Source organism: Algivirga pacifica (assembly GCF_039543525.1).
Lineage (GTDB): Bacteria > Bacteroidota > Bacteroidia > Cytophagales > Flammeovirgaceae > Algivirga > Algivirga pacifica.
This window is the reverse complement of record NZ_BAABJX010000020.1, coordinates 24,811-47,849: the sequence shown is the minus strand read 5'-3', so window position 1 is coordinate 47,849 and position 23,039 is coordinate 24,811. Positions and strand designations below refer to the sequence as shown.

Annotated in this window: 13 protein-coding genes; 10 read left to right on the top strand and 3 right to left on the bottom strand. The window is 41.4% G+C overall.

Going from position 1 to position 23,039, the window contains the following annotated elements; translation table 11 throughout:
• The first annotated feature begins 54 nt into the window (after positions 1–54).
• Positions 55–840 (top strand): diadenylate cyclase CdaA, encoded by a 786-nt coding sequence (gene cdaA, locus ABD985_RS05480; protein WP_425550436.1) that lies wholly within the window; start codon positions 55–57, stop codon positions 838–840.
• 547 nt (positions 841–1,387) lie between these two features.
• Here cdaA and apaG read toward each other — a convergent pair.
• Entirely contained in the window at positions 1,388–1,774 is a 387-nt protein-coding gene (apaG, locus tag ABD985_RS05475; RefSeq protein ID WP_345369873.1) for a Co2+/Mg2+ efflux protein ApaG, read from the bottom strand.
• A gap of 161 nt (positions 1,775–1,935) precedes the next feature.
• On the opposite strand from apaG, the gene ABD985_RS05470 reads away from it, so the two are divergent.
• The 4 genes from ABD985_RS05470 to hutI all read left to right on the top strand — a co-directional run bounded on the left by ABD985_RS05470 (position 1,936) and on the right by hutI (position 7,165).
• A complete protein-coding gene (locus ABD985_RS05470) occupies positions 1,936–2,418 on the top strand; it encodes a MarR family winged helix-turn-helix transcriptional regulator (RefSeq protein ID WP_345369870.1) in 483 nt (160 codons plus the stop codon).
• Positions 2,419–2,573: 155 nt separating this feature from the next.
• Positions 2,574–4,145, top strand: coding sequence for a histidine ammonia-lyase (gene hutH, locus ABD985_RS05465; protein ID WP_345369869.1), 1,572 nt, complete (start codon positions 2,574–2,576; stop codon positions 4,143–4,145).
• Positions 4,123–5,793 (top strand): urocanate hydratase, encoded by a 1,671-nt coding sequence (gene hutU, locus ABD985_RS05460; RefSeq protein WP_345370234.1) that lies wholly within the window; start codon positions 4,123–4,125, stop codon positions 5,791–5,793. The genes hutH and hutU overlap by 23 nt, the downstream gene beginning before the upstream one ends.
• Positions 5,794–5,929: 136 nt before the next feature.
• Complete coding sequence (gene hutI / locus ABD985_RS05455; protein WP_345369867.1) at positions 5,930–7,165, top strand: imidazolonepropionase; 1,236 nt, start codon at positions 5,930–5,932, stop codon at positions 7,163–7,165.
• Positions 7,166–7,601: 436 nt separating this feature from the next.
• Here the strand turns inward: hutI and ABD985_RS05450 are convergent, their stop codons facing one another.
• On the bottom strand, positions 7,602–9,257 hold the full coding sequence (locus tag ABD985_RS05450; RefSeq protein WP_345369865.1) for a vWA domain-containing protein: 1,656 nt from the start codon (positions 9,255–9,257) through the stop codon (positions 7,602–7,604).
• Positions 9,258–9,534: 277 nt separating this feature from the next.
• On the opposite strand from ABD985_RS05450, the gene ABD985_RS05445 reads away from it, so the two are divergent.
• The 5 genes from ABD985_RS05445 to ABD985_RS05425 all read left to right on the top strand — a co-directional run bounded on the left by ABD985_RS05445 (position 9,535) and on the right by ABD985_RS05425 (position 20,428).
• Entirely contained in the window at positions 9,535–11,958 is a 2,424-nt protein-coding gene (locus ABD985_RS05445) for an aminotransferase class I/II-fold pyridoxal phosphate-dependent enzyme (protein ID WP_345369864.1), read from the top strand.
• A 693-nt stretch (positions 11,959–12,651) separates the two neighbouring features.
• Complete coding sequence (locus tag ABD985_RS05440; protein WP_345369862.1) at positions 12,652–15,192, top strand: TonB-dependent receptor domain-containing protein; 2,541 nt, start codon at positions 12,652–12,654, stop codon at positions 15,190–15,192.
• Between the two features lie 3 nt (positions 15,193–15,195).
• On the top strand, positions 15,196–16,560 hold the full coding sequence (locus ABD985_RS05435) for a hypothetical protein (protein ID WP_345369860.1): 1,365 nt from the start codon (positions 15,196–15,198) through the stop codon (positions 16,558–16,560).
• A gap of 308 nt (positions 16,561–16,868) precedes the next feature.
• Positions 16,869–17,261 (top strand): hypothetical protein, encoded by a 393-nt coding sequence (locus ABD985_RS05430; RefSeq protein WP_345369857.1) that lies wholly within the window; start codon positions 16,869–16,871, stop codon positions 17,259–17,261.
• A gap of 563 nt (positions 17,262–17,824) precedes the next feature.
• Positions 17,825–20,428 carry a DUF4132 domain-containing protein gene (locus tag ABD985_RS05425; protein WP_345369854.1) on the top strand — a complete coding sequence of 868 codons (2,604 nt, stop codon included), beginning with the start codon at positions 17,825–17,827 and terminating at the stop codon, positions 20,426–20,428.
• 264 nt (positions 20,429–20,692) lie between these two features.
• On the opposite strand, the gene scpA is transcribed toward ABD985_RS05425, so the two are convergent.
• Positions 20,693–22,870, bottom strand: coding sequence for a methylmalonyl-CoA mutase (gene scpA, locus ABD985_RS05420; RefSeq protein ID WP_345369853.1), 2,178 nt, complete (start codon positions 22,868–22,870; stop codon positions 20,693–20,695).
• Positions 22,871–23,039 lie beyond the last annotated feature (169 nt).

Here is a 23,039-nt window from a genome sequence, read left to right as displayed (position 1 = left end):
GCACAGATTCATCGAGGAATATTGCTCTTTCAGATAGGCTTTCTAGAGATAGAAATGGTTGATATTATTGATATTCTTATGGTATCAATACTATTGTTTAATCTCTATAAGCTGATTAGAGGAAGTGTTGCCCTGAAAATCTTTTTGGGAATCCTTTCCCTATACCTGGTTTATCAGGTGGTCAAAGCGACAGAAATGGAGCTTCTTTCTGCGCTCTTAGGACAGTTTATGGAGGTTGGGGTGATGGCAGCCATTATCTTGTTTCAGCCAGAAATACGTAAGTTCTTGATGTTGGTAGGTAACTCCACCGATTTCAAAAATTTCCCTCTATTACGCTTGTTTAGAAGCCGGAAGGATAAGGATACTGAACTAGATATTTCTCCAATTGTGGAAGCGATGAAAGAAATGGGGGCTTCTGCAACAGGAGCCTTAATGGTGATTTCCAAAGATGATGCCTTGAGCTATTATGCCGACACAGGGGATCATCTGGATGCTAAGATCTCTAAACGGATTTTGTTATCGATCTTTTTCAAGAATAGTCCCCTTCATGACGGAGCAGTATTGATCTATAAAAATAGAATTACTGCCGCACGTTGTATCTTGCCTGTAACAGAAAATCAGAATATCCCTGCAACAATGGGCTTAAGACACCGTGCTGGTATTGGTATGACAGAAGTAACTAATACCGCAGTATTAGTAGTGTCTGAAGAAACTGGTCAAATGTCTTATATACGTGGTGGACGTATTTTTCATAATCTTTCTACATTAGAGATTAGACAGAAGCTGAAAGAGTATTTCGCAGATTCTACTGATCGTAGTAATAAGATTTCCCTCAAGTAGTGAGGACCCTTGTGGTCGTTTGATGAACAGTAAGTGAGGTAGAAACTGCTTGTAGCGTCACGTATGTCATGATACAGCCTGCAGCGGGTTTGTACTACTCTTTCTACATGCACTTTCCTTAAGTTGACAACATTGAGCCTGTCCCTACTTATAATCATCCTTTTGACTTATAGGAATTTTGTGGTATCCTCTCTACTTATATGTCCCTTGTTTTTTACCACAAAAAAAAAGCAAGTCCCACGGAGACCTGCCTTTCTATGCAATCTGTAACTGATGAACTACTCTGTGTGCTACTCGGCTTTATCTTTAATTTCTTGATTTAGAAATGTTTTTTTTCATTTGATTATATTTGAATATAAAATGAATCTTAAAAAAAAACATGTAGAATTTACCTATTTTAATACATGGAGGGAAAATATCCTTCCCTTTTTATGTTGTCAATAGGACTATTTTAAGTATTAATTTAAAAGTGGTGGGATGCTGCTTCCAGAAGAGGAAAAAGGTGAGAAATATGGATTGTGTAGGTTGTGGAATAAGTAATAAAGAATTAGTTGAGTTTATAGTTTGGAATCAGAAAGAAAACAGGAATTTCTACCTCTAGGATTGCCCCATCAATTAGACGTTTCATAAAGTACTTTCCATACATCTTCCCCATTTCGGCAGAAAGATGACATCCTGATTCATAGCAGTGTTTACCTTGTGGATCAATTATGGGCTGTAGGCCGATTACCCCTTCCCCCGAAACATGCGTATGTTTGCCATTGGCATCAACAATGTACCATTCCCTACTGATGAGTTGTATACTGTAATCCCCTAAGTTCTCAATGGTGACTTCATAGGTATATACAAAGTTAGAATGTTGGATGTTGGCATATTCTTCCTGAAAAGAGCTTTCTATGCTTACGCGAATGTCGTGGGTGATAGCCTCTACCATATTTTATACGTTTAGAATACCGATGATTTAGATAATAAACGCCGAACTAAATAGATATTATATATGTATATAACAAAAAGGCAGCTCCAATATGGTTTTTTGAAGATTTTTTTCTATAATAGCGTTATAGATATATAAGTACTTATATTTTTAATAGTCCAATGAATTTTTATCAGGATTTAGGTGCGTTGATTTTTGGAAGTCGTTTAAGACGACTAAGTGAGCGCTTTTTAGCAGAGGTTAATAAAATTTATCAGGAAGAGGGTGTTCCTTTTGACGCCTCTTGGTTCCCAGTTTTTTATTTACTGGATCAGAAAAATCATATTTCTTTAATTGAAATATCGGATAAATTGGAGGTAAGCCATTCTGCAATCAGCCAGTTAATTTCTAACTTGGAAAAGAAAGGGTTGGTACAGATGGAAAAAGATCCTGATGATGGAAGAAGAAGGCTGATTACTTTGACTGATGAAGGAAAAGTAATGAAGAATCAGGTGCGTAAAATATGGGTACACCTACAAGAGACTATGGATGAATTGCTAACGGAAGGAGAACATAGCAAGCATCTGTTAAATGGATTGAGTGAAATAGAGAAAAGTATGGAAGAGCGACCTCTTTATGAAAGAGTCCTCGGACGAATGGAATAGTATTTCAAAAGAGAATGTGTGAGGCCACATTCTTTTTTTAAGTTAAAATATATAAGCACTTATATAAAATAAGTTCCTGCACTGAACTAATTAAGCAAAATAAGCATACTAACTATATATAGAAGTTCTAATAGAATAAACTTCACTAATCAGATATGAATAATAACACATTTCGTTACGGGCATGACCATTTGACCGTAGGCTTAGCCTTGGATATTGCCAGAGGGAATATTCAGGGTGTGCTGACAGAAGAGGTGAAGCAGAAAGTGCAGCAAAGTGCACAACATGTAGCCACTATTGTAGAAAGCAAAAAGACAGTTTACGGAGTAAATACAGGTTTTGGTCCACTTTGTACGACTACAATTTCGGAAGAAGATACCATTACGTTACAATATAAAATTCTTCAAAGCCACAGTGTAGGGATGGGGAATCCGATTCCTGAGGAAGTAGCAAAGTTGATGATGATTACCAAAGTACATGCCTTAGCAATGGGGTATTCTGGTATTGCATTGGCTACGTTGGAGCGTATTGTATGGCATATAGATAATAATGTAATCTCTCTGGTTCCTGAGCAAGGTTCTGTTGGGGCTTCTGGTGACCTGGCACCTTTGTCACATTTATTCCTTCCATTGATTGGTTTGGGAGAAGTATATTATAAAGGAGAGTCCCTGCCAATGAAGGCAGTGATGCAGAAGGAGGGACTTGAGCCAATCCAATTGGGGCCAAAAGAAGGGTTGGCTTTGATCAATGGTACGCAGTTTATCCTTTCATTTGCTGTGAGAGCTGTGGAGCGTTTGCAGAATGCATTAGATACCGCTGATATTATTGGCGCGATTTCCCTGGAGGCCTTAATGGGATCGGGAAGACCTTTTATTGAGGAGTTGCATCGCATTCGTCCTTACAAAGGCACCAAGTATGTAGCTAATCGTCTAAGCAACCTATTGGCAGGCTCGGAGATCTTAACCTCTCATGCAGAATGTGACCGTGTACAGGATCCGTATTCCTTGCGTTGTATGCCACAGGTACACGGAGCGTCTCGAAATGCTTGGTTACACTTGAAGGAGATGACAGAGATTGAGCTGAACTCGGTAACGGACAACCCGATTATTCTGGATTCAGAAAATACGATCAGTGGTGGTAACTTCCATGGACAGCCTATGGCACTTCCTTTGGATTATGCGACCATCGCAGCAGCGGAGTTGGGGAACATCTCAGATCGTCGTAGCTATATGATGATTGAGGGACGTTATGGATTGCCAAAACTATTGATGGAAAATACAGGATTGGATTCTGGATTTATGATCCCTCAATATACCTCTGCAGCATTGGTGACGGAAAATAAGACACTTTGTTTCCCTGCAAGTGCGGATAGTGTTCCTACTTCATTGGGACAGGAAGATCACGTATCCATGGGATCGGTGAGTGGTCGTAAGCTGAATCAGGTTATCACGAACCTAGAGAGAATTTTAGCCGTGGAGTTACTTTCAGCAGCACAAGGATTGGACTTCAAGAGGCCATTGAAATCCAGTGTTGTGATTGATGGAGTACATGAGATGATCCGTGAGCATATTCCGTTCGCTCCAGAGGACCGCATCTTTGCCTATGATCTAAATACGTTGGAGACGCTGATCAGGAATAAGAAATTAGTAGAAGCAGCCAATCAAATTGCACAAGAAAATAACATTGATATAAATGGAAAAGAGAATGACACCTTCGGAATTTATTGAGAAATACGCTAAGCATCCTGTATATAAAGCACCAACAGGAAATACGCTACATGCAAAATCATGGCAGACAGAGGCTCCTCTTCGTATGCTATTGAACAATTTGGATGCAGAAGTAGCGGAGATTCCTGAAGAGTTGGTCGTATATGGTGGTATCGGTCAGGCAGCAAGAAACAGGGAATCTTTAGAGAAGATTATCGAGGTATTGCTGGAGCTGGATGAACACCATTCCCTATTGGTACAGTCTGGTAAGCCGGTTGGAGTGGTACGTACACATCCAGAGGCGCCAAGAGTGTTGATTGCCAATAGTAATCTGGTGCCGGAGTGGGCAACATGGGAACACTTTGATGAGTTGAAGGAAAGAGGATTGATGATGTACGGACAAATGACGGCCGGCTCATGGATCTATATCGGAACACAAGGGATCCTGCAAGGAACGTATGAAACGTTTGTTTCTTGTGGACAAAAGCACTTCAACAGCGACCTTCGTCATAAGCTCTTGGTGACAGGTGGTCTTGGTGGTATGGGTGGAGCACAACCATTGGCAGCGACCATGGCAGGGGCCACATTCCTTGGCGTAGATATTGACCCTACACGTATTGAGAAACGTCTGGAGACGCGCTATATCGATAAGATGACGCACTCTTATGAAGAGGCGATTCAGTGGGTGATGGAAGCAAAAGAAAAAGGTGAAGCAGTTTCTGTAGGCTTGGTAGGCGATATCGGAGATGTATTGGAGCGTTTGATCCAGGATAATATCACGCCAGATGTATTGACGGATCAGACTTCCGCACATGATCCTGTAAATGGGTATATACCTAATGGACTTTCTTTGGAAGAAGCGGCCAAGCTTCGTAAAGAAAACCCTGAAGAGTATAAAGCGCTTTCACTGAAGAGTATGGCAAGACACGTAGAATTTATGTTGGAGCTTCAGCAAAGAGGTTCAATTACCTTTGACTACGGTAATAACCTTCGTGAGTTTGCAAGACAAGGTGGATGTGAGAACGCATTCAACTTCCCTGGATTTACGCCAGCATATATTCGTCCATTGTTCTGTGAAGGAAAAGGACCATTCCGTTGGGCAGCACTTTCAGGAGATCCTGAGGATATCTATGTCACAGATCAGGCATTGAGAGAGGCGTTCCCAGAGAACACGCACTTGATCAAATGGTTGGACGAAGCAAAAGAGAAAATTGCTTTTCAGGGCTTGCCATCACGTATTTGCTGGTTAGGTATGGGCGAAAGAGAAAAAGCAGGTTTGATCTTCAACGAATTGGTAAGAACCGGTAAGGTAAAAGCACCAATCGTAATCGGTCGTGATCACCTGGACTGTGGATCTGTAGCGTCTCCAAACCGTGAGACAGAGTCTATGCTAGACGGTTCAGATGCTGTATCAGACTGGCCATTACTAAACTTAATGTCCAACACGGCAGGTGGTGCAACATGGGTGTCTTTCCACCACGGTGGAGGAGTAGGTATGGGCTTCTCTCAGCACGCAGGTCAGGTGATTCTGGCAGACGGTACAGATCGTGCAGAAGCGTGTATCCGTCGAGTACTTTACAATGACCCTGCCATGGGTATCTTCCGTCATGCGGATGCAGGGTATGACATTGCGAAAAAAGTAGGTGATGATAACGATATGTTAATTTAATGTTGAATCGTTGAGGTAGCTACGCTACTGGTTGAATCGTTGATTTGAGTTGAATTGTTTTTTGATATAGCTCAAATCAACGCTTCAACTCGATTCAACTCACCGAAGGTGAAATTCAACAATTCAACGATTCAACATGAAACTAATAGGACCATTTACACAAGCGCTCCCATTGGCCGATCTTCCAATGAAAGGAGCGATTGCTGATGAGGATTTAAAAATTATAGAACAGGCAGGAGTATTGCTAGAAGATGGCAAGATTCTGGCAGTGGATACATTTGACAAATTACAAAAAGAAAACCCTGAGGTAGCAGTGACCGAGATTCAAGAATCCATGGTATTGCTACCTTCTTTTGTAGATTGCCATACGCACATCTGCTGGGGAGGCAACAGGGCTAGGGATTATGCCATGCGTATTGCGGGTAAGCCTTATCTGGAGATTGCCCGTGCAGGAGGAGGTATTTGGGATTCTGTGACGAAGACCCGTGCTGCTTCCGAGGGGGAATTGACAAATATTACAATCCAGAGAGCAAATCGTCACCTTGCGGATGGCATTACTACTATTGAGGTGAAAAGTGGGTATGCTTTGGATGTAGAAAATGAATTGAAGATGTTGAAGGCCATTAAAAATGCCGATCGGGAAGTAAAAGCAGACTTGGTATCTACGTGTTTGGCCGCGCACATCAAGCCAAAGGATTTTGAGGGAGATGCAGCGGCTTATCTTCAGTATATTCTGGAAAATCTACTGCCGGAAATCAAGCAACAAGGTTTATCGAATCGTGTTGATATCTTTATTGAGGATACGGCATTTAATGAGGAGGTATCAGTTTCTTACTTATTAGCAGCAAAGGCTATGGGTTTTGAAATTACCATTCACGCTGACCAGTTCTCTACTGGAGGAAGTGCTGTCGGCAAAGAAGTAGGAGCGGTGTCTGTAGAACACTTGGAGTCTAGTACAGAAGAAGAAATTAGATTAATAGCAGATTCTGATATGGTAGCCGTAGCACTTCCGGGAGCTTCTTTAGGACTGGGGATGCAATATACCCCTTCCCGAAAGCTGTTGGATGCTGGAGCATGTTTGGCAATTGCGACAGACTGGAACCCCGGTTCAGCACCTATGGGAGATCTGTTGATGCAAGCAGCCGTATTGAGCGCCTCAGAGAAGTTAAGCTCAGCAGAAGTATTTGCCGGTATAACCTACCGCGCAGCAGCAGCCTTAAACCTAAATGACAGAGGTCGTTTGGCAGAAGGAATGCTAGGTGATATGGTGGCTTTCCCATGTGAGACCTATCAGGAAATTCTTTACCAGCAAGGAAGGTTAAAGCCTACATATGTCTGGAAAAAAGGAGAGGAGGTAGAAGGTAAAAGGTAAGAGGTATAAGGTAAAAGTAGGGCCTGTTTATAAAAATTATTTTATTCATTATGATACAACGTAGGCCCTCGCGTGACGCGAGGGTCCTCGAAAGAGCAGTGCTTCGGATAGCTATAAGGCCTATTTTATTTTTAATAACAGGCCTTGATTAATCGTATTCATCACCAATACGTCCAAAGCGGTATTTCTAAAAGAGCCTGGGGTTTATTAAGTTTGAATATTTATCTGTCATATTCCGTATAGTGACGGATTAAAATCCGCCCCTATGTAATGTCTCCCTTTCAGGGTTTTATGGTATAATCCCGAAAGGATGACATCACATAGAGGTGGGTAGGGACGGTAAGTCTTCAACCCATCTCTTCACGTAAGAAGTGTGTCGGTTATTTATTCAACCTTAATTAAGCGATAAACAATAACCGATAAACTTACTGCCTTTCTAATACCCCCTCACCAATCGTATAAACTCCGCTCTATACCCCTCTTCATCCTTCCCTCTTGCTTCAGTAGCAAGCTCTGAGACCAGCTTTTTATCTCCCTCAGCAACATACTTGGAATCCCTCAGCAACATGCCGAATAGGGCTACCGCAGCCGAAAAGCGGAAGTTTTCTGAGCTTTTGCTCCATTGCTGTTCTTGTTTTTTAACGACTTCTTCCATCAGGATACTTTTTGTTCCTTGTGGTGGCTTGTAACGAAACTTGACGGTTGCTATCTCGGATTGGTTTCCTGTTGGTACGGTTTCCTGATATTTCAGGTCCTCTACATCTTTTAGGAACTCACTTTCTACGCCAGTAGGAATCACTTCGTATAAGGCGGTAACGGTATGGCCGGCGCCGATCTCTCCTGCATCTTTTTTATCATCCTGAAAGTCTTCATTATTGAGCTTACGGTTTTCATATCCGATCAGGCGGTAGGCCTGTACGGTGGCAGGGTTAAACTCCACCTGTATCTTGACATCTTTGGCAATGGTATAGAGTGTTCCTGCAAACTCTGTCCCTAATACCTTCAGGGCTTCTTGACGGGTATCGATATAGGCGTGATTACCATTTCCTTTTTGGGAAAGTGTTTCTAGCATATCATCTCTATAGTTCCCCATCCCAAAGCCTAAACAGGTAAGGTATATCCCTGAAGTTCTTTTTTCTTCAATCATATCCTGTAACTCTCTTGGGCTATTGGCGCCTACATTGAAGTCTCCGTCCGTTGCCAGGATAATACGATTATTCCCTTCTTTCAGGAAGTTTTCTTCGGCTACTTTATAGGCCAGCTCAATACCTTCCCCACCTGCGGTAGACCCTCCGGCTTCTAGCTGATTGAGGGCTGCAAGAATTTTATCTTTTTCTTGTACAGGTGTTGAGGGGAGTACAATGCCGGCAGCACCTGCGTAAACGACAATGGCCACTTTATCGGTTTCATTCAGTTGATCCAGTAATATCTCCAGAGAGGATTTTAATAACGGAAGTTTGTTATAGTCTGACATAGACCCCGATACGTCCAATAAGAAGACAAGGTTATTGGGTTTTAACTCTGCTTTTGGAAGCTCTTTCCCTTTTAAACCAATATGCAGTAACTGATGCTTTGTGTTCCATGGACAGGTAGCCGTTTCTGTAATCACAGCGATAGGGTGTTGTCCTTTGGGCTGTGGGTAATCGTAGTCAAAGTAATTGATCAGCTCTTCAATTTTAACGGCATCTTTATCGGGTTGCTGTCCCATATTCAACATGCGACGCATATTGGCATAAGAGGCCTTGTCCACATCAATAGAGAAGGTGGAACGAGGTTGACTATTGACAGATAGGAAGGTATTCTCCTCGATCATATGATAAGTTTCCGAATCTTGTGGAGGAGCCATGGGAGCATCTTTTACTTTTCTTTCGTATGCACGTTGGGCGGGAGCCGGAGCGCCTACAACCATTTCATCGGCCACCTCTACTTCTTCTGCAAATTCTATCTCTAAATCTGTTGGTTTGGGAGGAGTTTGCTGTACGGTAGGAGGAGTATCAGTTTCTTTTTGACTCGATTTGCAGCTGGGAAGCACTTGGGATAGTAAAAGGCTAAAACCAATGTATAGCCAAATGTTTTTTGTCAGTACTTGCATAGTATTTAGGGGTTATGGATTTCTGTTTGATGATATTCTAATAATACGGAAAAGGTAAAAAGTTACAGTATTGGATGAAGAATAAATTGTATTTTTTATTCAGAATATAATTCAGTCCCTCTCTATTATTATTCCCCATTCCAAATAATAAATCACATGTTGTCCACCCATTGTCCCTTGCTATTTTATGAAAAAACAATAAGGAGAATTTTTATTTGCGGGATATACTATGCGTTTTACCCAGAAGAGTTAAAAAAATATATCCATTACTACTAAGATGTCAAATACACTAGATACCCTTCATAGATTGATAGAGCATGGCTATACCAATCAGATGGTACATAACTATACCCAAGACCAAATACTGGAAGGCGATAGCCAAGTAACGATTGCAGGAGAAGAGATGACCAACTTTGGTTCTTGTAGTTATTTAGGTTTGGAGCATGAAGAAACCTTGAAGCAAGGAGTGATTGATGCGGTGACCAGATACGGTACGCAGTTTTCTTCTTCCCGTACCTATTTATCCTTAGGGTTATATCAGGAACTGGAAATGAACTTGGAGGCAATATTTCGTAAGCCTGTAATTGTTTCTGCGAGTACCACTTTGGGGCACTTGGCAACACTTCCTGTGATTGTAGGGGAGAATGATGCGGTAATCCTTGATATGCAAGCACACTCTAGTATGCAGATGACGGCACAACAGTTGAAGGCCAAACGTATCACCACTTCAGTGATTCGTCACAACTGTATGGAGTCTCTGGAGAAGAAGATCAAGCTATTGAGCAATAAGCACGATAAGGTGTGGTACCTGGCAGATGGAGTATACTCTATGTATGGAGATAAGGCAGCATTTGAGGAAATCGAAAAGCTGCTGAATCGTTACAAGAAATTTCATCTATATATCGATGATGCCCATGGCATGGGATGGGAAGGAGAGAACGGAATGGGGGTTGTACGTCATCATATGGCCCACCATGATAAGATGGTATTGGCAGTATCGCTCAATAAATCTTTTGGAACGGCGGGTGGATGTATTGTTTTTCCTAATGAGATGATGGCCCGCAAGGTGCGTAATTGTGGCGCAACTTACATTTTCTGTGGCCCTATTCAGCCCCCTATGTTGGGAGCGGCTTGTGCTTCGGCACGTTTGCACCTTTCAGATGAGCTGCCGGAACGACAAAAGTATCTCAAAGAATTGATCGCTTATACCAATCAGCGATTAAAAGAGCTTTCCTTACCTCAGTACCTGGAAGCGGATACTCCTATATTTTTTATTCCGGTCGGGTTGCCGGATCCTACGATGAGTGTGATCAAGAAAATGAAGGATGACGGCTTTTATATGAACTCAGCCTCTTTTCCTGCCGTACCGATTAAGAAAGGTGGGGTGCGCTTTATGGTGAACAGCCGATTAACCAAGGAAGATATTAATCAGATGCTGATGCGATTACAGGTTAATTATCTGAAGACCCTTAATGAAATAGGAAGTAGCTGCGAGGAGGTCAGTAAGGTATTTGGTATTTCGGAGTTTTCTATATCAATAGAAGAAACATCTCCAATACAAGAGGGGCGTGTAGAGACATTGAATACTCGTTTATTCCATTCTATTCATGAAATAAAGAAAGAAAGCTGGAATCAATACTTCAAAGGAAACGGAAACCTGGATTACGATAATATCACTTTATTGGAAGAAACCTTTACCAATCAGGCATTACCGGAGAATAACTGGGACTTCCATTATTTTGTCGTTACAGACAATCAGGGAGAAGTGGTCCTGAAAACGTTTTATACTTCGGCGATCTCCAAGGAAGATATGTTCTCTCCAAAACACGTTTCTGAGAAGGTAGAGGCAGAGCGGGTGATGGATCCTTATTATTTGACCTCCCAAAATATTCTGACAGGTACATTGATTACCAAGGGAAGTCAGGTTTACCTGAATCAGTCCCATAAAGATTGGAAACAAGCACTGAAATTGTTGGTGGAGCAGATGCAATCGTCTTTGCAGGATAAGGGAGCCACCAAGATGATGCTGAGAGACTTCTTTGGAGAGAAGATTGATCAGGAACTGGAAGATGTGATGATGGAATTAGGCTTGGTACGTTATCAGTTGCTGAATAATTATGTAGTAACTGATCTGAACTGGAAAACGACGGATGATTTTCTAGGTCAGTTGGGACAAAAGTATCGCTATAATGTTCGCAAAGAGATTTTGCGTTATGAGCATATGTTTTCCTTGAGTTACGATAGACCTGAATCAGAAGAGGAGTTGTTACATCTTTATGAGTTATATATAAAGGTGTTTGAGAGAGCTTTGGATTTGAATGTCTTCCAGTTGCCTTTTGACTACTTTAAAGCCATGTGTCAAAATCCGAACTATGACATTATAAAAATGTATCTAAAGCCAGAACAAGCAGGAACGGAATTTCCACAATTGGTTGGTGTGATGTTTAGCTATGTAAATGAGGATCTGTACAATGCGATGATTGTGGGATTGGACTATGCGTATGTACGTTCACATAATACCTATAAGCAGATCTTGTATCAAACATTATTAAGAGCCAAACAACTTGGTTGTCATACATTGGATTTAGCCTACACGGCAGAGTTAGAGAAGAAAAAGCTAGGGGCCACTGCTCAGGAAGTATATGCCTATGTACAAGCGGCCGATCACTATAATTTCAGTGTGTTGGAGTCGATGAACTAAGCTTTGTTGAGCATTTTGCTGTTGAGGGAAGGCTTAATTTTCAATTTTCAATGATTAATTTTCAATAGTGGGATATTATTAGTGGACTAAACGCCAAGTAAACATACAGTTAAGTGCTTTTTGGTTTAAGGATAAAGGATCAATAATCGTTCTTTACGAGCTTCTATTCTTTTAATGAACAGGCTTGTAATTGAAAATTAATCATTAGAGCTTATCACGGTTTATTTCGTATGAGTAAAGAATATATCTCTAGTTCAAAAGTAGTACGTATAAACCCTAATCGATGTAGTAAACCACTTGATCCAAGAGCAATTCCTTACTCGTACCTCGTTCGGAATTTGAACTCTTGAACCAGTTCAGAATGGAAAATGATTTTTAAGAATAGGTCCTGCAATTGAAAATTGAAAATTAATCATTGAAAATTAAAAATTCCCTCAACAATGCAGTGCTCAACAGCGTAGCGTTCAACCGATGTCAATGTAAGGTTATCAGGTGTTGTGTATGGAAATAAACAATAGGTGCTCCTATCTTACGTAAGTGAACAGTGAACAATGAACAGTGGGCAGTGAATAGAAATTTGGATAGGGTAGTAAGGCGAAATAGTTTGCTCACTGCTCACTGCTCACTGCTCACTGCTCACTGCTCACTGCTCACTGCTCACTATCACACTAACCCATCACCTTAACCTTATTTATGTTTATAAGACTACACGCATTCTTCTTGTTACTGGGGGCTATGGCCTTAGGAAGTGTACTACATGCACAGACCAAGGATGTTAGTGATTCCTTACAACTCAATTATCATATACGGCAAAATGATATTGATTCTTATGCGGTCACCAACATCGTAGATAAAAAAGCAATTTCTTTATTGGGTGGTAACTTAACGGGGCTTTTAAAAAGGAATGCAGGGATTAGTTTTTCTAATGGTGCGTTGATTTCTGTACGAGGGTTAAATCCACGATACACGAATGTAATGTTGAATGGCTTATTTGCTCCTGTGACCGAGCAAAATATCAAGGCATTTTCTTTGGGGTTGGTTCCTGGAGCAGCAGTACAAGCCTTTGAGGTTTATAAGTCTGGTGATTATCATAATCCTGGGGAATGGGGAGGAGCTGTGGTCGATATACTATCGGATGCCGCATTGAGCGAGAATTTTACCCAACTAGCTTTTGGGGTGGGGTATCAGCATAACTTTACCTTTCAAGATTTTATTAAGGATGAAGAGCACGGCAGTGAGTTGGTAGATTTTTTTGGATATGGAATCAACCGTAGAGACTTTCAGAATGATATTGTAGGTCGGGAAGAGCTACAGGCGATGAGTCGAAATGAAGCCGCTGCAGAAGGAGCTAAGCTGCAAAATACGTGGGCATTGGAAACTACGACCGCAATTCCTAATCTGAATTTTGGTTTTGGGATGGGCAGGGTGATTCTCAAAGAGGGAGAGATGCAGCTGTCCACGATTAATTCTTTGTCTTTTTCACGTGTTCAAGGAGGAATACATTTTAATCGAGCTCGTTACGATGGGTATGTTTTTGACCAAAGAGGAAATGTAATTTCAAGTACTCTGAGAAATTATAGTACCGATGCAGTGTTTTCAATTAAGGCTGACCTTGCACTAAATTCTACCTGGAACTGGAAAATTGATGAAGCCAATACGCTGACCTTCGGAGCAATCTATAGTCACTCAGGGGAGAACAAAACGATCTCCAGGTATTTTGTGAATCTTCAAAATAATGGGGAAGCCTACTTTGCACAATACGGTCCCCTGGAAAAAGAATTATTATTATTTCGTTTATCAGGGCAACATGAATGGACAGATTTCACAGAGGTATCGTGGAGTTTAGGGTTTAATAACTCCACCAGAGAGGATGCCGATTTGAGGAGAGTTGCAGCTCAAAGTAGTTTTAGCATAGAGGATACTCCTTTTCTATTGATCATACCGGAAACCTCTAAGTCAGATATTGGTGCCCGTTTTGGGAGTGATATGTTGGATCAGTCTTATGCCGGTAGGGTGGATATTACACAACAGACACAGCAGGATTGGTTGCAATTCCGATTTGGAGGGATGATGGATTATTATCAGCGGGATTTTAAGGCGCGTGTAATTACTAACGTTAAGGATAATTTAACTTCTACGGACCTGTTGCAGGTGCTGGCAAGCGACTTGCCCAATATCTATCAATCAGCAAACTTTGGTCCTGAAGGGTATTATATTGTAGATGGAACGACACCTTTTGATGAGTATGATGCCAGCAATTTACTTGTAGCGGTTTATACGGGAGGGGAGGTGTTATTTTCAGATAACTGGAGAAGTTCCTTGGGCTTTAGGTATGAATATTTTAACCAAAAACTTAACTCAGGAGATGTAGTGGTCGATAATCATACGGACAGTTTCTTACCTTATGTGAATGTAAACTATGTACCTTCCAATCATCGAATGGCGGTGAAGTTTTCTTATTCTCGTTCAGTAAATCGCCCGGCTTTTCGGGAGTTAGCCCCTTTTATCTTCTTTGATTTTGACTACCGCTCAGATGTACAGGGAACGGTAGATTTAAAGGATGCTAAATTACATAATTTTGATCTTGCCTTTTTATACGAATTTGGAAATAATGAATATGTGAGTCTCAATCCTTTCTACAAGCAAATTAAGGACCCCATCGAGATGATCTATGTTGTTCGTTCAGATGTCCCTTTATTTACTTTTCAAAATGCTGAACAAGCAGAGGTGAGTGGGATTGAACTGGAGTTTTCTAAGTTTCTGAGTAATAATCAGAATAGTTTATTAAGTCACTTATTACTCAGTGCAAACTTAGCTTATATCGCTAGTAATATTGACCTGGGAGATGATACGAATGAGGTATTATCTAACCGTCCTTTGCAAGGGCAAACACCTTGGATAGCATCTGCAGGATTAACCTTTTTTACCGAAGATAAAAAAGGGGTGTTTACGGTGGGGTATAATTTTTTGGGAAGTGCCCTTTTTACAGTGGCTGATGGAGTGGAGACTTTCCCGAGGTATACAGAACCTCAGCATTTTTTGAGCGCAACGATGGCATACAAGATTGGAAAGCATTGGGGGATGAACTTGGGTGTAGGAAATATTCTAAATACAGTATTCAATCAGGTCGCTGATGTTAACTTGAATGCAGAAATCGATGACGAAGTAGATAATGTTGTACAAGAGGGGTTGAGGTATCAAAATTTTTCGATGAATGTTAGCTATAAGTTCTAGCCTATGAAAGCCTATAAACTAATTTATATATTACTCTTATGCTTGATCATAGGTTGTGATAAAATTGAGATTTTGCTTCCTCCAGAAGAGGAGAAAATAGACAAAGTAGGCACAGGGAATACGGATGCTCGTTCTATACTATTCCTGAAAAATGATACGACTACCTTGTATGTAAATCCTGATTCTTATGAAAGCTATCTTTCATCTGAAAATGTAGGGGATTTTATCTCAAACGAAGAGTTTGGTAAGCCATCTCCTGCTGATTTAAACCTTTATAATTTAGAGGACTTTCCGACCTTAAAGCCGGGCTTGGATATGGTATTGGAAAGTACAGAAGGGACTTCTTTACAACTGGTAGATTATCCTGGGGCTTTTGGGACTTTTGTTGATCAAGCATGGCATGTTAATTCCAATTGGTGGGTGTTAGACCCGCAGTTTATCGATTATGGGTATGATCCAGCTACTGTAGTGACGTTAAGTGGACGCATTGATACCAATATTACCTTGACAAAAGATAATAAATACTTATTGTCAGGACAGGTATTTGTGGAGGATGGGATCACTTTGACGATAGAAGCAGGGACTGTAATTTTTGGTTCTGTATCAGTAGCGGGAGGTGCAGGAGTATTGATATTTAATAGAGGAGCAAAAATTAATGCGAATGGCACACCCGAAGAGCCAATTGTTTTTACGACAACAGCTCCCGTAGGAACAAAGAATAGAGGACAGTGGGGAGGTGTCGTTTTTCTTGGTAAAGCACCCAATAATAAAGGAGAGGATATTTTGGTAGAAGGAATACAAGGAACGGAAGAGGGGGATGGTTTGTACGGAGGGAATGATCCAGAGGATAGTTCGGGCTCGTTTAGTTACTGGAGAGTGGAATATGCTGGGGTTGCCATTACCCCTTCCAATGAGATCAATAGTTTAACGTTTGGAAGTGTCGGCTCCAAAACAGTGGCCCATCATATAATTATTGCCAATGCTGGAGATGATGCTTTTCAGTGGTTTGGAGGGACAATGAACATATCCTATGTAGCGACTTTTAGTACGCTGGATGATGATATGGACATGGATTCAGGATATTCAGGGACGGTACAGTTTGCTTATTTTATTCGTAATCCTTTTGCAGCAGATAAAGGAGGTGCCAGTAGTTTTGAGATCGGTAGTTCTAATGCATTGGGTATACAGCCGATAACCTCTGCACTTATCGCCAATGTGACAGTAGTTGGTCCTCTATATCAGTTGGAAGGTCTTGATTTGCTTGCTGACCCGAAATATCAAGGAGGGGTCCTGTCTAAGGAAGCCGCTGAGGCTTTATTGATCAATTCGGTGCTGATTGGCTGCCCGGTGGGTGTACAGAATCCATAATCAGTACTTCCAACAAGATTTGTTTTTATAATTTTCAATGATCAATGATGAATTTTCAATAATTAATACACGCTAGAACTAGTTTAGCAGCCTTTGGAGTGATTCATTTTAATTAAAAATTGAAAATTGATCATTGAAAATTAACCCACGCTAGAAGCAGTTCAGTAGGCTTTTTTAATCATAGACAATTAACCGTGATAAACTCTATTATTAATTTCTCACTCTTCATTAAAAATTAAGAACTCCTTATCTCCTTTACGTTCTCCCCCTCTATATTTGTCTATTATCATTGAAAACCATTGCCAACCATGAGAACTATTACTATTAAAGATGAGTCTGCTACGGGAGAGTTGCTGCATGAACTCCAATTGCAAATGGAAAAGGAATGTATTTCCATTAAAGAGCTTATTGAAGCCAGAGTAAAGGCTGAGGTGGAAGCATATAACCAAAAACTACCAGAGTATTTCAGTGGGTTGGTGCAGCCTAGAATGGAAGAGGAGCAACTTAATGCTACAGTCAAGAAACGTATCCAACCGGTAGATTATGAGAAGCAGGTGTACGTTGCGTTAGAGGCTTTTCAGAAAAACGGTTTCTTTGTTTTAGTAGATGATCTACAGGCAGAACAATTACACGAAGAAGTAATGCTGCAAGAGCATACGGTCATCAGTTTTATTAAATTAACTCCTTTGGTAGGAGGGTGAGTTGAGCACGACATTGTTGAGCGCTTTGCTGTTGAGGGCACCTTCGGTGCGTTGAGGAAATTTTCAATTTTCAATAGAGGGATATTACGGGGATACATCGCAGTGAACTGGTCCAAGAGTTCAAATTCCGAACGAGGTACGAGTGAGAAATTACTCTTGGACCAAGCGATTTACTACATCGGTTAAGGTTTATACATACTACTGGAGAAAGAATCAATAATGGTTCTCTACGGACTTCTATTCTTTTACAAAGCCTGTTTATAAAAGATACAACAAGCCTTATAGGTCTTCGAAATACTATTCTTTCGCAGATTCTTGCGTGACGCAAGGGCCTACATCGTAGTATCAGCATAGAAAATGATTTTAATGACATGCCCTGTAATTGAAAATTAAAAACTTTCTTTTCATCAGTACCCTTTCGTAATGCAGTGTTGTTGCCATGGAAAAATCATTGTATTGAAAATTGAAAATTAATCATTGAAAATTACCCCCCCTCAACGCACCGAAGGTGCTCTCAACAACGCAGTGCTCAACAGCGTAGCGCTCAACTAAATACTATGGATATGAAAGAAATATTAACCGAATTAACGCCACTTTGGCTACAGTTATTTTTAGAAGCACAACAGCAGGGTACACTGTATTCGGGTACTCCAATTACTCAACTTCCAACGTATGAGACCTTCAAGAATGGAGGAGATTTTTTTAAGAAAGCAACAGTGGAATACTGTGTTGATCGCTTTATTACATTGAGCTTGCCTGTGCCTGACAGGCAACAAGCAGGGTGGGACGGAGTCTTATCCAAAATTTTTGGAAAGAATAAGGAGCTGACCACAGAGGAGATTAAACTGAGGGGAAAAGAAAAAAGGTTTTGTGAGCTATTGCTGCAGGCATTGCTTCGAACCAAAATCAACTATGAAGAGGAGGAATGGATTGCCTTGATGCAAAAAATGAAATTCTGTGATGGAAAGGCAGTAAAGATGCGGTATCACTCCTTTGCACATTGGCCTTTGGGGTTCTTTGTAAAGCAAATTGAGCGAAGGGTAAAGCAAAAAGGAGCTTCTGCGAAATTGAAGAATTATTTAGGGGAAATGCTCTCTTGGGATGATTTTCAAGGTAACCCAAAGTATTATGGTTGGAGAACCAACATGGAAAAGCTAAAGCAAAATATACAGGAGATTCTGATGGAGGGAAGTAGTGAAAAGCCTGAGGTACTGCCATACTACCTCAACGAAGAAGATGCCTGGGGTAGAATGATCAATCAAACGATCAAAGAAAAAAAAGAAGAAGAGCAGGTACAGTGGTTTGCTTATTTCAGATACATCACCTCAGCCAATGGAGGGAAGCCTACCCAGAAATTCTTGAAAACGGCCAAAGGATTGGTGGATGCCTTTAAAAAAGAACCTTTTAAAGAAACCATACAGGAATGGTTACAGGCGGTGACCAATATGAAGGAAGAGCGTGTAGATACGGAACGATGGCATTATTATACATTCTTGAATACGACCAATTCAAATCTCTTGAAGGGAATGGTTTGGTCTATGGTACAATTTCACGATACCAAGACACTTTCCATTTTGGCTAATCTGGCTGAACGTTGCTATCGAAAAATACCGGGGGTGGGGCCAGCCGCCGCCAGCGTTGGAAATGCCTGTATTTATGTCTTGGCAAATAGTAGAGGGTTGGAAGGAATTAGCCACTTATCCAGACTTCGCTTGAGAATAAAGCAAGCGAACACCCGTAAACTCATCGGAAAGTATTTGCAGGAAGCAGCGAGTAAATTAGGGGTGACAGAAGAGGAGATCGGAGACCTTTCCGTACCTTCTTATGGTTTGACAGAAGGCTATAAGGAAGTGTTGCTGGGAGAGTATACCTTACAAATCACCTTGCAATCCAATGGGAAGGTGTTACAGCAATGGATAAAACCGGATGGGAAGCCACAGAAGACGGTTCCTACTGCTGTGAAAAATGACAGTAAGTTGGCCGATAAGTTGAAAAAGGTAAAACTGGAGGTAAAGGAATTGCAAAAGACCTATGCGGCTCAGAGAGATCGTTTGGATAGAACCTTTGTACTGGAACGTCAATGGACCTATGAGAATTTTGAGAAGTACTATTTAACACATGGGTTAACAGCCGTATTGGCGCAGCGTATGCTATGGATATTACACTCCAAGGAGCAAGAGGTATCGGCACTGTGGAGAGATGGACGTTGGGAGGATATACAAGGAGCTGTTGTACAGATGGATTGGGAGCAGGTAAAAGTATCTTTATGGCATCCGGTATATGCGGAGACTACCACTATATTGGCTTGGAGAGAGCGTATGGAAACCTTGGAGTGGCAACAACCCATTAAGCAAGTGTTCCGAGAGCTTTATTTATTGACCGATGCAGAAGTCAATACCCGTACCTATAGTAATCGTATGGCGGCCCATCTACTCAAGCAGCATCAATTTAGTGCGCTGGCATCCACAAGAGGATGGACCTATTCGCTCATGGGAGCCTATGATGACGGAAGAGAGAACGATATAGCGATGCTTCATTTACCAGAAAGAAAATTAAAGGTAGAATACTGGATCAATGAAGTGGCTACTGACGATTCTTTCAATGATGCAGGGATATGGTATTATGTGGCGACCGATCAGGTGAGGTTCGTCAGAGAAGAAGGTGGAGAACCTATCCCTTTGGTGGATATCCCTAAAATCATTTTCTCAGAGGTAATGAGAGATGTGGACCTCTTTGTAGGGGTCAGCAGTGTGGGAAATGATCCGGAGTGGAGAGATAACGGTGGACTACCACAATACCGTGACTATTGGCAAAGCTATTCTTTCGGTGATCTGACAGAAGTTGCCAAAAACAGGAAAGCAATTTTAGAGCGCTTGATCCCTCGTCTGAAAATCAGAAATGTTGCAGAGGTAGATGGGAAATTCCTAAAGGTAAAAGGAAAAATTAGAAACTATAAAATCCATATCGGAAGCACGAATATCCTGATGGAACCTAATGATCAATATCTCTGTATCGTACCCGCCCGAAAGAAGGAAGTCAATACTGATAAAGTATTCTTGCCATTTGAAGGGGATCGTGGTTTATCGTTGGTATTAAGCAAAGCCATGTTGCTCTCAGAGGATGATAAGATTGAGGACCCTACGATTTTGAGCCAGTTACATTATTAGTTTTCAATGTTCAATGATTAATTTTCAATTAGTAGTGGTCTGACTGAACTGGTTCAAGAGTTCAAATTCCGAACGAGGTACGAGTAAGGAATTGTTCTTGGACCAAGCGGTTTACTACATCGGTTATTTAATAAGTGTAGAAGTGTAAAGTTTCAAACTCTACGCTTCTACACTTAAAATAACCAACCCAGTAGTAACCTACAGGTTTATTTTTCAGCTAGTACTGATTAGCTAATTAAAAATTAATCATTGAAAATTAACAATTCATTCCACCTCTTCTTCCAACAGTCCCTCCAATATATCAATCGCAGCCTTCGCAATAATTGTCCCCGGCCCAAAAACTGCCTGGGCACCTGCCTTGAACAGGAAGTCATAATCCTTTGGTGGAATTACCCCTCCGACAACGACAATAATATCTTCTCTGCCCAGCTTTGTCAGTTCAGCGATCAGTTCAGGAACAAGAGTCTTATGTCCTGCGGCTAAAGTAGAAACTCCTACAATATGGACATCGTTTTCTGCTGCCTGCATCGCTACCTCGGCAGGGGTTTGGAATAGGGGAGCGACGTCTACATCAAAGCCTAGGTCAGCAAAGCTGGTGGCGACTACTTTGGCGCCCCGGTCGTGACCGTCTTGTCCCATTTTTGCGACCATAATTCTAGGACGTCTACCTTCCAGTTTTGCAAACTCATCAGCAAGTTTCTGGGCTTGCTGGAAAGAAGAATCCTCTGCAGCTTCCTTGGCGTACACTCCTTGTATGGTGTGGGTGACTGCCTTATGGCGTTTAAAGGCTTTTTCCATCGCATCGGAGATTTCTCCTAAAGTAGCTCTTAGTCGGGCAGCTTCTACCGCAAGCGACAAGAGATTGTCTTCCTCTAATGAGTGATTGGTAGTATCTTCCAGTTTACGGAATGCACAAGTCGTGAGCTTTTCTAGGGCTGCCTGCACGGCGTCTTCATTACGGTGTGCTTTTAGATCTTTTAGTCGCTTAATCTGGCTATCCCTTACAACGGTATTGTCTACTTCTAGTAACTCAATTTCCTCGTCATTTTCGACTTGATACTCATTTACTCCGATAATGATATCTTTTTTGGCATCAATACGGGCCTGCTTGCGGGCAGCGGCTTCTTCGATACGCATCTTGGGAACCCCTGCTTCTATAGCCTTAGCCATACCTCCTAGGGATTCGATTTCTTCAATATGCTTCCAGGCTCTTTGGATTAGTTCATCCGTCAGTTTCTCCACATAATAGCTACCTCCCCAAGGGTCTACAACCTTAGATATTTCAGTTTCTTCCTGTAGGAATTTCTGTGTATCCCTTGCGATTTTTGCAGAGAAATCTGTAGGTAAGGCAATGGCTTCATCCAATGCATTGGTATGTAACGACTGCGTATGTCCTAAAGCAGCTCCCATAGCCTCCACGGCCGTACGGGTCACATTATTATAAACATCTTGCTCCGTCAAGGACCAACCGGAGGTTTGACAGTGGGTACGCAATGCCATGGACTTTGGGTTTTTAGGATTAAATTGCTTGACCAATTTAGCCCAAAGTACCCTACCGGCACGCATCTTGGCAATCTCCATAAAGTGATTCATGCCAATGGCCCAGAAGAAGGACAGTCGAGGTGCAAAGTCGTCAATATCTAATCCGGCTTTGATTCCTGTTCTTAAGTATTCCAGTCCGTCACAAAGGGTATAGGCCAGTTCCAAGTCATTAGGAGCGCCAGCCTCTTGCATATGGTACCCACTAATACTAATGGAGTTAAATCGAGGCATCTTTTTGGAGGTATACTCAAAGATGTCTGCAATAATTTGAATGCTTGGCAGGGGCGGATAGATATAGGTGTTTCGCACCATAAATTCCTTAAGGATATCGTTCTGTATCGTTCCGCTCAGTTGGTCTGGACTCACGCCTTGTTCTTCTGCAGCGACAATATAGAAAGCCATGATCGGAATGACCGCTCCGTTCATGGTCATGGATACCGACATTTTATCCAGAGGAATCTGGTCAAACAAGACTTTCATATCCTCTACACTGTCAATGGCTACACCGGCTTTGCCGACATCTCCGGTTACCCTTGGATGGTCGGAATCATACCCCCTATGGGTAGGAAGGTCAAAGGCTACCGAAAGCCCTTTTTGTCCTGCCGCCAGGTTTCTTCGGTAAAAGGCATTCGATTCTTTTGCTGTACTGAATCCGGCATATTGTCGGATTGTCCAGGGACGAGTAACATACATGGTAGGGTAGGGACCTCTTAAGAAAGGAGGAATACCAGCTGAAAAGCCAAGGTGTTCCACATCTTTAAGATCTTCCTTGTGATAATTTCCCTTAATGTATATTCCTTCTGCAGTTTCCCATTCTTGTGGTGTTGTTTGCTTGGTACTTGTTGTCTTTGTAGTTGATGAGAGTGCTTCAAAGGACAACTGCTTGAAGTTGTGTTTCATTTAAAACAGGGTTGTGATATTTAGTATTATTTCACGTGTTAATTGCAATATAAAAGGAATAATGAGAATTTGAAATCGATTTAGAAAGTACACTTGTACGAAACTCTTTATTCATAACAGATGTTTCTCTCGGGGTGAGATAAATCATATAAATGTATTTTTCATAGAA